The sequence below is a fragment of the Nitrincola sp. genome, from assembly GCF_048264025.1.
GTDB lineage: Bacteria > Pseudomonadota > Gammaproteobacteria > Pseudomonadales > Balneatricaceae > Nitrincola.
In genome coordinates this window covers 30,195-43,673 of record NZ_JBLXDN010000023.1, presented here as the reverse complement: position 1 = coordinate 43,673, position 13,479 = coordinate 30,195, and the positions used below count along the sequence as shown (strand labels likewise).

Genomic DNA, 13,479 nt, shown 5'->3' with positions numbered 1-13,479 from the left:
TCGCTACGCCTTTCAGGCCGCCAGGCTTTGCTCAGCACGTAGCTGTTGTGCGGCTAGCACCAGATTTTTCAGTGCCGGAGCCACTTCTTGCCATTGGCGGGTCTTGAGGCCACAGTCCGGGTTAACCCACAAACGCTCGGCTGGAATCCATTGACTGGCTTTACGCATCAGCGAAACCATCTGCTCCACGCTGGGCACATTGGGGCTGTGAATATCATACACACCCGGTCCTATCTCATTGGGGTAGGCAAACTTGGCGAATGCATCCAGTAGCTCCATATCTGAACGTGAGGTCTCGATGGTGATGACGTCGGCATCCATGTCTGCAATCGCATCCAGAATGCCATTGAATTCGGAATAACACATGTGGGTATGGATCTGGGTTGAATCCTGTACCCCGGAGCAGCTCAGGCGGAAGGCTTCAGCCGCTTGCTGCAGGTAGGTCTGCCAGTCGCAGCGGCGCAGCGGCATGCCCTCACGGAAGGCTGGTTCATCCACCTGAATCATCTGAATTCCAGCAGTTTCCAGGTCCTGAACTTCATCGCGCAGTGCCAGGGCTATCTGCAGAGCGGTCTGGTGGCGTGGCTGATCATCACGCACGAACGCCCACTGCAGCATGGTAACTGGTCCTGTCAGCATGCCCTTGACCCATTTTTGGGTCAGTGATTGGGCATAGACTGTCCAGTCAACGGTCATTGGGACTGGGCGTGAGACATCACCATAGATAATCGGTGGCTTAACACAGCGGCTGCCGTAGGATTGTACCCAGCCAAAGCGGGTAAACGCATACCCCTGTAACTGCTCACCAAAGTACTCAACCATGTCGTTGCGTTCAGCTTCACCATGTACTAATACATCCAGACCATAGTGTTCCTGTTCCTGGATGGCATAAGCAATCTGCTCGCGTATGGCGCTGACATAGTCATCTGTCGATAGCTGTTTCTGCTTGTACTTCAGACGTGTCTGGCGTATCTCCGCTGTCTGTGGGAAGGAGCCAATAGTGGTGGTCGGGTAGAGGGGTAAACGAAAACGCTCATGTTGCAGGGCCGCGCGTTGCGGGTAGCTTGACTGGCGTTGTAACTGATCCGGTTGAATACTGGCAAGGCGCTCTTGTACCGGGCGTTGAGTGACCTGCGCTGAACTGCGACGGCTTTCGATGGCGCGTGCGTTGGCTTCGAGCTCGGGCAGCACGGCATCACGTCCCTGTTCGAGTGCACGCCCAAGCAGTGCCAGTTCATCCAGCTTCTCACTGGCAAATGCCAGCCAGCTGCGTAGCTCTGGATTCAACTGATCTTCTTCGGTAAGTGACACAGGCACGTGTAACAAGGAGCAGGAGGGTGCCAGCCAGAGTTTATCGCCACGCGCCGCATACACCGGCCCCAGTTCATTCAGCAGGGCGTTAATATCGGTGCGCCAGATATTACGTCCATCAATCACACCCAGTGACAGTACTTTGTCTGCTGGCCAGTGCTCCAGTAGTTTGGGCAGTTCGGCTTTTCCTCTAACAGCATCAATATGGAGTCCGGCAACCGGTAAAGATACAGCGGTTTCCAGGTTGTCGAGCAGTGGGCCGAAGTAGCTGGTTAGCAGCAGATTGGGGCTGTGCCCAACCAGTTGGTCATATACACGGCTAAAGGCGGCTTTCCAAGAACTCTCCAGATCCAGTGCCAGAATCGGCTCATCCACCTGGACCCAGTCGATACCCTGGGCTTTCAGCTCGGCCAGGAGTTCAGCATACACCGGCACCAGACTTTGCAGCAGACTGAGCTTGTCCAGAGAGGCTTCTTTACACTTACCCAGCCAAAGGTAGGTGAGGGGGCCGAGTATCACTGGTTTTACGGCACAGCCGATTTGCTTGGCGCGTTCAATTTGAGCCAGGAGTTTTTCAGCGTGCAGGCTGAAGTGGGTATCGGTATCGAATTCAGGGACGATATAGTGGTAGTTAGTATCAAACCACTTGGTCATCTCGCCAGCACTGACCGGCTCGCCCTGGCGAGAGCGGCCACGGGCTACGCGAAAATACTGATCCAGCTCCGGGATAGGTTGGTCGGTATGAAAACGCTTGGGTAGATTACCCAGCAGGAAACTGGTATCAAGCACATGGTCATAGAGGCTGAAATCACCCACAGGTAACAGGCTCAGGCCACTGTTTTGTTGGTGTTGTAGCTGTGCATCGAGTAATTGGTTGGCTGTATCAGTCAGAGAGTCGGCATCCAGATCGCCATGCCAGTAAGCTTCTAAGGCAAACTTGAGTTCGCGCTTGGGTCCTACGCGGGGAAATCCCAGGTTGTGTAGTGTTATCATGAATATATCCCTATTTAATTAAACTTTTAATGAATTAAATTCAGGATAACTCTAGCAGTGATTTATTATTAGTAAAATTGATTTATTTTTATAAAATCATGAATTTTTTGCACCTTAAATGACGCCACTCCTGCGCATTCATGCGCTCGTGGCATATCGTACATCCTGTACATAAAAAAGCCCGCCAATAGGCGGGCTTAGGTCACTCAGAAAGTCAGGATCAAGTTTGGCTTAGGCGCCGAACTTGGCCTTGGCTTCGATACGACGACGATGCAATACCGGCTCAGTATAACCACTAGGCTGCTCGCGGCCTTTGAAGACTAGCTCACAGGCGGCCTGGAAGGCGACGCTGCCGTCAAAGTCTTCCGCCATGGGGCGATAGAGGGCATCGCCCGCATTCTGGCGGTCAACCACGGCGGCCATGCGTTTCATGGTTTCCATCACCTGTTCTTCCGAACAGACGCCATGATGCAGCCAGTTAGCGATGTGCTGGCTGGAAATACGCAGTGTAGCGCGGTCTTCCATCAGCCCTACGTCGTTAATGTCGGGTACTTTTGAGCAGCCGACACCCTGGTCTACCCAGCGCACCACGTAGCCGAGAATACCCTGCGCATTGTTGTCCAGCTCCTGACGTATCTCTTCAGCACTCCAGTTGGGGTTTTCGGCCACAGGAATAGTGAGGATGTCATCCAGACTGGCGCGTGGACGTGACTTGAGTTCGTCCTGACGGGCAAATACATCGACCTGGTGATAGTGCAACGCGTGTAGTGCAGCAGCTGTGGGTGAGGGCACCCAGGCGGTGTTAGCACCCGACATGGGATGAGCAATTTTCTGCTCCAGCATGGCGGCCATCAGTTCCGGCATGGCCCACATGCCTTTACCTATCTGCGCACGACCCTGCAGGCCACACATCAGACCGGTATCGACGTTCCAGTCTTCGTAGGCTTTGATCCAGGCGGTGGCTTTCATATCGCCTTTACGTAGCATCGGACCCGCTTCCATTGAGGTGTGCATTTCATCACCGGTACGATCAAGGAAACCGGTATTGATGAAGACCACACGCTCTTTGGCTGCGCGGATGCACTCTTTCAGGTTGACGGTAGTGCGGCGCTCTTCATCCATAATACCCATTTTCAGGGTGAAGCGCTCAAGCCCGAGGGCGTCTTCGATACGGGCAAACAGCTCATTGGCAAACGCCACTTCTTCCGGTCCGTGCATTTTCGGTTTTACGATATACATGGAGCCGGTGACACTGTTGCGGAAGTCACTGTTGCCTTTCAGATCATGAATGGAGATCAGTGAGGTGACCAGACCATCCAGCATGCCTTCAGGGATTTCGTTGCCATCTTTGTCCAGAATCGCATTGATGGTCATCAGATGACCGACATTGCGGACAAACATCAGGCTGCGGCCTTTCAGCGTAACCTTGCTGCCATCTGTACCGGTGTATTCACGATCCGGATTCATTTTACGGGTGAAAGCTCGGCCACCTTTAGTGATTTCCTCGGTCAGCGTGCCTTTCATCAGGCCCAGCCAGTTGCGGTAAACTACCACTTTATCATCCGCATCAACCGCGGCAATGGAGTCTTCACAGTCCATGATGGTAGACAGGGCGGCTTCCATCAGTACATCCTTGATGCCCGCCGCATCGGTTTTACCGATCAGACTGTCGCGATCAAACTGAATTTCGAAATGCAGGCCATTCTGCTTCAGGCAAACACTGGTCGGGTTATTGGCTTCACCGGTATAGCCAACCAGTTGTTGTGCATCGGCCAGGCCCACTTGGCTGCCATCTTGCAAACTGACCAGCAGTTTACCGTCAGTGACCGTATAAGCGGTGGCGTCTTTATGCGAACCCTGGCTTAAAGGTGCGGTGTCATTGAGGAAGTTACGTGCAAATTCGATGACTTTAGCACCACGTACCGGGTTGTAGCTGTTACCAACTTCGGCGCCGTCGGCGTCAGAGATGGCATCGGTACCATAGAGTGCGTCGTACAGGCTGCCCCAGCGTGCATTGGCTGCATTCAGCGCATAGCGAGCGTTCATCACTGGCACAACCAGCTGTGGCCCGGCCAGTTTGGCCATTTCAGGATCAACATTGGTGGTGGTGGCACTGAAATCTTCACCCTCGGGTAGGAGGTAGCCTATTTCCTGCAAAAACGCTTTGTAAGCGTTCATGTCCAACGGCTGACCTTTATGTTCAAGGTGCCATGCATCGATCTGAGCTTGAATCTGCTCACGCTTTTCCAGCAGTGCACGGTTACGCGGTGCAAGATCGTGGACGATTGCATCAAAATGTTGCCAGAAGCTCTGCTGATCGACATCGGTGCCGGGCAGGGCTTCCTGGTTAATGAAGTTGTATAAGTTTTCTGCGACCTGCAGGCCGCCTATCTGAACCCTCTGGCTCATGGTTATGCCTCAAGATTTTTATTGTCCCGAACTGGCACCAGGCAGCGCGCATCGGGTAACGGTTAATAACAAAAATGGAACAGTACCATACCGTAAAAAATCAGCCTTGTCCCTAGGCGAAGGGTCTAAGATAGACTGTCTTGGAATTGTCATCTTTGGGTGCAATCATTAGATGGACAATCTAGAATAATGCACCGCAACATGGATATGAAACAGATAAAAACAATGGATAGGCCTTTAGAGCAACGCCCGGTACTGGATGAGAGTTGGGTGCTCGCTTTGCAGAATGAACTTGAAATCTTTGATCCGGAGCAGGTCACGCTCTGTGATGAGCATCTGCGCGAATACTATGCCCATTATGGATTTGCCCGCTTGCCTGACGAGGTGGAGTACTCCGCAGGTACTGAATGGATAGCGGGTACTCGCTTGTTTTTACAGTATTTCCGTCGTCGTTTTTCACGAGGTACTGTGGTGTTGGTGCATGGTTACACGGATCATTCCGGGATGTATAGCGGACTGATTGATCACCTGCTGCGGCAGGGTTGGAATGTGCTAGCCTATGATCTGCCGGGTCATGGTTTATCGGCCGGTGAGCCCTTAGGCATTACTGGATTTGATCAGTATGTGCGCCAATTGCAGCAGGTGTTGAATAATTATACGCCGCTGTTTAAGGGGCCAGTGGTTATGATGGGGCAAAGTACCGGTGCTGCTATTATTCTGACATTGCTGATTCAATCGGATCTGGAACAGAAACAGCGTTGGTCTCATGTAGGCTCGGTATTTCTGGCGCCACTGATCCGGCCGGTAGATTATTACTATATCCGCAGTGTTTATAGTGCGATGCACTGGTGCTTGCGTCGGGTGCGTCGGCGCTTTAGCGACAATTCGCATGATGCCACCTTTTTAAGCTTTCGTGAACATCATGATCCATTGCAGCACCGCTATATGGCGATCAGTTGGATAGGTGCCATGCTCAAGTGGGTAGCCGATATTGAAAAGACGGGCCCCTGTGCTGATAGGTTAATGGTTATTCAGGGGACGGATGACAGAACTGTGAACTGGCGTTACAACGTGGGTGTGCTGGATCAACTCTGTCCGGCGGCTGACTTGCGTTTGGTGCGTGATGCCAGGCATCAGCTAGTGAATGAATCCGATGAATACCGTGTGAAGGTGTTTACCCATATTGATGAGTTTTTGGCATCACGTTTAGCGGAATAGAGTAGAGCCTTCAGCAGCCGTAATCTGACTGCTGAAGGGAGCTGTCCTTAAACAGCTATCAGAACAGACGACGGCAACGGATAGTGCCTTCAATGCTGGCGAGCTTGTCCAGTGCCAGAGCCGAATAATCAGCATTCACATCGATAACTACATAGCCAACACTTTCGTTAGTTTGCAGGTATTGACCCAATATGTTGATGTCGTTGTCCGAGAAAATACTGTTGATGCGTGACAAAACACCGGGGATGTTCTGGTGAACATGCAGCAGGCGGTGACTGTCTGGATGACCTGGAAGAGCCACTTCGGGGAAGTTGACCGAAGTGATTGATGAGCCATTGTCACTGTAAGTGATCAGCTTTTCGGAAACTTCATAACCAATATTTTCCTGAGCTTCCATGGTGGACCCACCCACATGTGGTGTCAGGATCACATTGTCGAAACGTCGCAGCGGGCTGATGAATTCATCATTATTGCTGCGAGGTTCAACTGGGAATACATCGACGGCTGCACCCAGCAGCTTGCCGGATTCCAATGCATCACACAGAGCGTCGATATCAACAACATTGCCGCGCGAAGCATTCATAAATATGCTGCCTTGCTTCATCTGTGCAAACTGGGCTGCAGCCATCATATTACGGGTTGATGGCAGCTCAGGAACATGCAGGGTGACGATGTCACTGATGGCAAGCAGCTCAAACAGCGAGCTGACCGGTTTGGCATTGCCAAGGGGGAGTTTGGTGATCACGTCATAAAAATAGACGTCCATCCCTAACCCTTCGGCCAGAATGCTCAACTGCGTACCTATACTGCCATAACCGACAATACCGAGCTTTTTACCACGTATCTCGTAAGAATTTTTTGCCGTTTTCTGCCATTCACCACGGTGTGCGCAAGCATTTTTTTCTGGCACACCACGCAACAACAGAATGGCTTCTGCCAGCACCAGCTCAGCAACGGAGCGGGTATTGGAGTAGGGTGCATTGAAAACAGCTATGCCGGACAGGGTTGCCGCTGTCAGATCCACCTGATTGGTGCCGATACAGAAGCAGCCAACAGCAACCAGCTTTTCAGCCGCTGCAAATACGTTTGCGGTTAACTGGGTACGAGAGCGGATACCGACAAAATGCACATCCCTGATGCGCTCGATCAGCTCATCTTCGGTTAGTGAACCACTGTGGGTTTCGATATTGGTATAGCCGTTGGCATGAAAGGTATCGATGGCAGACTGGTGCACACCTTCCAGTAGCAGAATTTTGATTTTGCTTTTGTCCAGAGACGTGGTCTTACTCATGTTGGCAACTCACAGAATTTTGCGAAAAAATATCGCCATTTAATGTCAGGCGACGCATATTATCACATCAGCGACAAAGTGTGGGTGTTGATCTGCTCTGTAAATCATCTAAATATTCATCGTATGTTGAATCTGACTGATACTGGCAGGGTAGAAAATCTCCCTGTCGAGTGTGATGTTTTTAGCTTTTTATGCGGCTATGCAGTAATCTGAAACTATTCGGGTTAGCTGAATAGAAACTACAGCCGGAGCTGACCCCGGAAGGAGTGAGCATGTTGACTGATATCAGTGCATTATGTCAGCGATTATCAGCCTGTCTGGTTGTGGCTGTGTTGCTGTTACCCTCATCACTGGTCGCGCAGGATAACCGCCTGATGCTGGTGTATGTCAGTGAAATGACTGAGATGGATAGCGAAGAAAAAGGCAGCTATCCGCGGTTAGCTGGCTTGCTCAATCACTACCGTGCGAAGCCTGTCCCGGTGTTGTTTATCTCTGGTGGCGGTGGGCTGGCACCCAGCGCCATGTCTTCCTTGGATATGGGCGCCCATATCATAGATCTACTCAATTCACTTGAACCTGTGGCGATGGTCGCCGGCAAACGAGAATTCAGCTTTGGTGAAGATGAGCTGTCTTTACGTGCTTATGAAGCGGCGTTTCCGGTGATCGCTTCCAATTTGCATGACCCTCTGACCGGTAATAATCTGGATGGCATCAGTAATTCCTTATTGATGCAGCAGCGTGGTACCCGATTGGGCTTTATTGCGGTGATACCGCCGATTACCCATGAAGAGTATAACTTGCAGCGGGTAGAGGTACTGAACCCAGTTCAGAGCATAATTATACGGGCCGAACAGTTACGAGCGGCAGGCGCCGACCGAGTGATTCTGACGTATTCCTGTTGCTACCGGGATTATCTGGATTATTTCACCGCGCTAGACCAACTCTTGCATGACGGTATTATCGATCTGGCACTGGGTAAGGATGAACACCTTCTGTTGGCTGAGCATCAATTGGATAGCATGCATCCAAACCATATCTGGGTGACAGAGGGTGATCAGGTCGCCTTGGTTGACCTGAATCTGGCCACAGCGTCGGGGCAGCCTTTGTCGGTGCAGTGGCGTGCCGAAAGTATGAATGGTTATACAGCTGATCCTTATGTGATGCAGCAGGTGGAGGATTACCATCAGCGTCTGGAATTATTGCTGAATGAAGAGATAGGGCAGGTGGTAACCTCCTTTGAAACCCATCAGGCAGATGTCAGAACAGCCGAAAATCCATTGGGTAATCTGCTGGCGGATGTGATCCGTGACCATACGGGTGCTGATATTGGCCTTATCAATGGCGGTTTTATTCGCGGTGAACGCCGTTATGAGGTTGGTGACCGCCTGACGCGCCGGGACATCATGCGTGAAGTGCCGTTTCGTGATCAGATCGTATTGATCGACGTGAGCGGTGCCACGTTGCTGGCCGCACTGGAAAATGGATTCAGTCAGATCGAGGAGATCAAAGGCCGTTTTCCACATGTATCCGGCATGCAGATAACCTATGATTCCGGTCGTCCAGTGGGGCAGCGTGTCCAACAGGTGCTGGTTGCCGGACAGCCACTGGCTATAAACCAGCAATACCGTTTGGCAACACGCGAATTTCTTGCTACCGGTGGTGATGGATTCGCAATGTTCATCGACCAGCCACGCTTACGCTATACCGGTCAGATGACCCGCCTAGTCGCTGATATTCTGATGGATTACGTGCAAAAAAACCATGTGCTGGCCCCCACCGTTGAAGGACGATTGGTGGACATTCAACAGCCATGAGTTTGCCTGTCATACGCCTTGGACACAGTATCGTAACCCGGTTAACAGCGGCATTATTGATTTTTTTGTTGCTGTTTCTGGTTATGGCGGCGATTGCGTTTTATCGATCGGCTACTTTTGAAAATCTCTTGACCAGTATCGTGGCTACGGCCTTACCTGAGATACGTCAGTCCGCCATGCTTGCGGCCCATGTCAAAGAGCTGCCTTATCTGACAGAGCAGCTGTCCAGGGCCGAAAGCCAGGCCATGCGGCGTTTGGCATATCGTGATATAGAACAGAAAAGCAGGGATATTCAGCTGTTGCTTAGCGAGCAGCAAAACCAACAGCTAGCGCTCAAGTTCGATGCCATTCAACGTGAACTGATACACCTGAATGAGTTGATCGAACAGCACCTGTATTATCAGCAGGCAATCAGCGATGTATTGCAGGAAATCTATCGCTTTTATGATCAGGCGGAAATCATTGCACGTGATTCACGTGCCTTCCCAGAGTGGGCGCTTAATTTTTCCAGTATCATCGTTCGTGCCGGACAGGTACAAAATGTGCAACAGCTTAACGACATGCGTCAATTGACTGAGTTGATCCGTGATGATCTGGATAAACAGCAGTTTCTGCTGGATACACTGGATGCTAGCCTGCGTACTAATGCGATGACGCTTCAAGACAGCTTATCCTTGCTGTTACTGGATGAAACCGGTTTGATCGCGTTACGTTCGGAGCAACTGCGTATTAATGGCCGGGTCACGGGACGAACTCGCTTTATCCGCAGCATGGTGCAGGATTTTGGTTCCGAAGCTGAATACGTCACCTTGCAGAAGCAAGCCGAGTTGATTCATGCTGTAGACGCCATGTCTGAAACGCTCAGTCGCCAGACTTATTGGGTCGGCGTACTGTCAATTCTGGCCTTAGTGTTTTTGATCGCCATGATTTGGTGTATAAAGATTCAGGTGATCAACCGCTTGCAGCGTCTGAAGACCCTGGTGATGGCTCAAGTTGGCAGTCAGCCGGAACAGATCCACATTGATGGGCACGATGAAATCACCGAGTTGGCTAAGGCTTTTAATTTCTATGCCAAGCAGGTCAGTGAGCAGAATAATCGTGTCGAAGCTTTGTCACGCACAGATGGCCTCACGGGCATCAGTAACCGTCGCGGTTTTGATCATCAGTTGGAGCGTCTGGTAAATTTGTGTCGTGACCGAAATCTGCCTTTGTGTGTGTTGATGATCGATGTAGATTTTTTCAAGAACTATAACGATTTATATGGACATCAGGCGGGTGATGAGTGTTTGCGGCAAGTGGCTGATTTGCTGCGTAGAGTGGCTGGTCGTAGTCAGGATTTTGTGGCACGTTACGGGGGGGAGGAGTTTGTCTGCATTTTGCCAGAAACGGATATTCCCGCAGCCCAGCTTCTGGCTTCGGAAATACTGACAGCAACCAGCGCACTGAATATTGAACATAAAGGTAGTTTGGTAGCTGAATACCTGACTCTAAGCATAGGTATTACAGGCTGCGATGGCGAAAATATGCCTGCGGCTGATATCCTGATAGGGTTAGCCGATGCTGCACTCTACGAGGCCAAAGCCAAAGGACGTAACTGTATGGTGGAAAAACAATGTGGCATAGATGCCTAGTGCAGAAGTGGATTGCTCTTTTATGTCTGAGTACCCTTGCTTTGCTGGGCAGTCAGTTACAGGCTCAGGTTAATCAACTGCCAGCCGAGTCGACTAGTCATGTTTACCGGATCGGCATGCCCTTGGTACATGACGGGGAAGTAACAGCCCGCCTTTGGCAGCCTTTGGTAGACTACCTTAATCAGCAGCAGTCTCCAGCACAGTCATTTGAGCTGGTCGTGCTGGATCTGCAGGCCTTGGATACAGCTCTGGATCAAGGGGAACTGGACTTTATTTTTACCAATCCATCGCTCTATGTGCTCTACAGTTACCGTTATGGCTTGTCATCGCCACTAGCTACTCTGTTGAATAAAGAACAGGGTCAGAGTGTCAGTCAGTTTGCCGGTATCATCTTCAGTCGTGCAGACCGTTCCGATTTACGTCAATTAGCTGATCTGAAAGGTAAGCGCATTGCCACTGTGTCGCGTCAATCCTTGGCAACTTTTCAGATGCAAGCCGTTGAGCTCAAGCGTCAAGGTATCAGTCCTACTGACGAGATTGAACTGCTGGAAACCGGGTTGCCGTTACGGTCCGTCATCGATGCGGTGATGTCGCGCGAGGCCGACGCCGGTTTTATGCGTGCGGGTGTGCTGGAGCAGCTTCAGGCTGAAGGTCTGCTTGAGGTTGGCAGCTATAAGCTGATTGGATCGCAACAGCAGCCTGGCTTTCCATTAATGACATCCACGAGTCTCTATCCGGAATGGCCATTCGCAGCATTACCTCATACTGCGCCGGATGTGGTGCGCCTGGTGACAGCCAGTTTACTCAGCCTGCCTGCTAACAGCGAGGTCGCTCAGCAGTTGGGGATTGCCGGTTTTACCATTCCGGGAGACTACCGTGGTATAGACCGGCTGCTACGTGACTTGCGGCTGCCGCCTTTTGATCAGCAAGCGATTTTCACGCTACAAGAGATCTGGGCGCAATGGCAGCTCTATTGGGTGCTGTTGTTAATCGGTGCCGCCGCTTTTCTGATAGCCAGTATTTTGATTCTTCGGCATAAAAACCGGCATCTGGCGGTGTCTCAGCAATGCAACCAGCAGATTACAGAGCAACTGCGTCAGAACGAGTTGCTGTTGAATCATGCGCAGCATGTCGCCTGTATCGGTAGTTGGGATTATGATCCTGAAACGGGACTTTTTAACTGTACCGAGCAAATGCGGTTGATGTTTGGTCTTTCAGAAGATCAACCGATTTGTCTTGATGATTTTATGGCACAGATTATTCCAGAAGATATAGATCATACCCAGCAGTCCTGGAATCAGGCTTTAGCCGGGCAGGAATATGAACTGGATTACCGCGTACGTTTGGGTAGTGATGTGCGTTGGTTACATGAAAAATTGCATATCATCCGCAACTCCCATGGCGAGATGGTGCGCTTGATGGGCACTGTCCAGGATGTGACCGATAAAGTCGAGTATGAGCAGCATATCGAGTCACTGGCTTTTAATGATGCACTGACTAAAATTCCTAACCGTGCCTGGTTGCAGGAGCAGTTACAGGATGTATTGCAGGACCGGGCTGAGCAACCCTATTCTGCATTGTTGATTTTATTGAATATAGATCGCTTTAAAACCATCAATAATGCCCGTGGCAGTCGCTTTGGTGATGCGTTGCTGATCGCGGTTGGGCAGCGCCTCAGTCAGTGTAAACTGTTTGGTGTTGAGGTAGAGGTTGCCCGAGTAGCGGGTGATGAGTTTGCCATCCTGGTGCAGTCTGATCGCTTAGCGGATATGCAGGTCACTGCGCTTGAAATCACCTTGGCTGACCATTGTAGCCAGACCTTTGACGCCCCGTTTCTAATTGATGACGAGCCCATCAGTATATCGATCAGTTCCGGTGTGACGCGTTTCCCGGAAGAAGATGACCTGATTACAGCCGAGCTGGTATTTCAGCGTGCCAGTATGGCGCTGACTCATTCGCGTTTGGAGGGTGGCGGCCAACTGACCTTTTTTGAATCGCCGATGAGTGAGGCGGCCGGTTACCGCTTTCGTCTGGAGCGTGACTTGAATCGTGCCCTGGAACAGAATCAGCTGCGCTTGTTCATGCAGCCACAATTCGATGGTCAGGGCTATAAACGTGCCGCTGAATTACTGCTGCGCTGGGAACATCCGGAACTGGGTATGATCTCACCGGCTGACTTTATTCCTATTGCTGAGTCATCCAATCTGATAGTGGATCTGGATATCTGGGTGATGGACCAGGCCTGCAGCTTGATGCAGCAGGCGAAGGTTATGGGAATAACCTTGCATCTGGCTGTGAATATCAGCCCTCGGCACTTCTGCAATCAGGCTTTTGTACCCTGGATGAAGGCCGTGCTGGAGCAACAGGGTGTGAATCCGGAACAACTGATGTTGGAGGTGACGGAGGGGTTGTTTCTGAATGACATAGATAGTGTATCTGCCAAAATGCAGGAGTTGAGGCAGTTAGGGCTGCGTTTCTCCATTGATGATTTTGGTACCGGTTACTCGTCGCTCGCTTATTTGAAGCGATTGCCGGTCAGCGAAATCAAAATAGATCGCAGTTTTGTCCAGGATGCGCCCAAAGAACCTGACGATGCTGCGTTAATTGAAGCGATTCTGGCTGTCGCTGACAAGATGCAATTGCAGGTGGTTGCTGAGGGTGTGGAAACACTTGAGCAGGCCGAGTTTCTCAAGGTCAGAAGCGAGACAATTCTATTTCAGGGCTACTTCTACGGTCGGCCCGCTCCGGTGCAGGATTGGTTGACACGATGGCAGGAAAACACTCTGCAATCCTGCACTTGAGCGGCTAGACA

Annotated in this window: 7 protein-coding genes; 4 read left to right on the top strand and 3 right to left on the bottom strand. The window is 51.0% G+C overall.

Going from position 1 to position 13,479, the window contains the following annotated elements; translation table 11 throughout:
* Positions 1–12: 12 nt before the first annotated feature.
* Positions 13–2,304: a 5-methyltetrahydropteroyltriglutamate--homocysteine S-methyltransferase gene (gene metE, locus ACN0R1_RS15060; RefSeq protein WP_417584297.1), complete on the bottom strand. Its 2,292-nt coding sequence runs from the start codon at positions 2,302–2,304 to the stop codon at positions 13–15.
* Positions 2,305–2,535: 231 nt separating this feature from the next.
* Positions 2,536–4,713, bottom strand: coding sequence for a malate synthase G (locus tag ACN0R1_RS15055; protein ID WP_417584295.1), 2,178 nt, complete (start codon positions 4,711–4,713; stop codon positions 2,536–2,538).
* A 225-nt stretch (positions 4,714–4,938) separates the two neighbouring features.
* On the opposite strand from ACN0R1_RS15055, the gene ACN0R1_RS15050 reads away from it, so the two are divergent.
* The gene (locus ACN0R1_RS15050; protein ID WP_417584293.1) at positions 4,939–5,931 is read left to right on the top strand and encodes an alpha/beta hydrolase; all 993 of its coding nucleotides are present in this window, start codon (positions 4,939–4,941) and stop codon (positions 5,929–5,931) included.
* Positions 5,932–5,989: 58 nt separating this feature from the next.
* Here ACN0R1_RS15050 and serA read toward each other — a convergent pair whose 3' ends face one another.
* On the bottom strand, positions 5,990–7,222 hold the full coding sequence (gene serA, locus ACN0R1_RS15045; protein WP_417584291.1) for a phosphoglycerate dehydrogenase: 1,233 nt from the start codon (positions 7,220–7,222) through the stop codon (positions 5,990–5,992).
* A gap of 272 nt (positions 7,223–7,494) precedes the next feature.
* Between serA and ACN0R1_RS15040 the strand changes: the two genes are divergently transcribed.
* The 3 genes from ACN0R1_RS15040 to ACN0R1_RS15030 are packed head-to-tail and all read left to right on the top strand — an operon-like array spanning position 7,495 to position 13,468.
* On the top strand, positions 7,495–9,036 hold the full coding sequence (locus tag ACN0R1_RS15040) for a bifunctional metallophosphatase/5'-nucleotidase (RefSeq protein WP_417584289.1): 1,542 nt from the start codon (positions 7,495–7,497) through the stop codon (positions 9,034–9,036).
* Positions 9,033–10,667: a diguanylate cyclase gene (locus ACN0R1_RS15035; RefSeq protein WP_417584287.1), complete on the top strand. Its 1,635-nt coding sequence runs from the start codon at positions 9,033–9,035 to the stop codon at positions 10,665–10,667. Before ACN0R1_RS15040 ends, ACN0R1_RS15035 begins: the two co-directional genes overlap by 4 nt.
* Positions 10,667–13,468 carry an EAL domain-containing protein gene (locus ACN0R1_RS15030; RefSeq protein ID WP_417584285.1) on the top strand — a complete coding sequence of 934 codons (2,802 nt, stop codon included), beginning with the start codon at positions 10,667–10,669 and terminating at the stop codon, positions 13,466–13,468. The genes ACN0R1_RS15035 and ACN0R1_RS15030 overlap by 1 nt, the downstream gene beginning before the upstream one ends.
* The last annotated feature ends 11 nt before the right edge of the window (positions 13,469–13,479 follow it).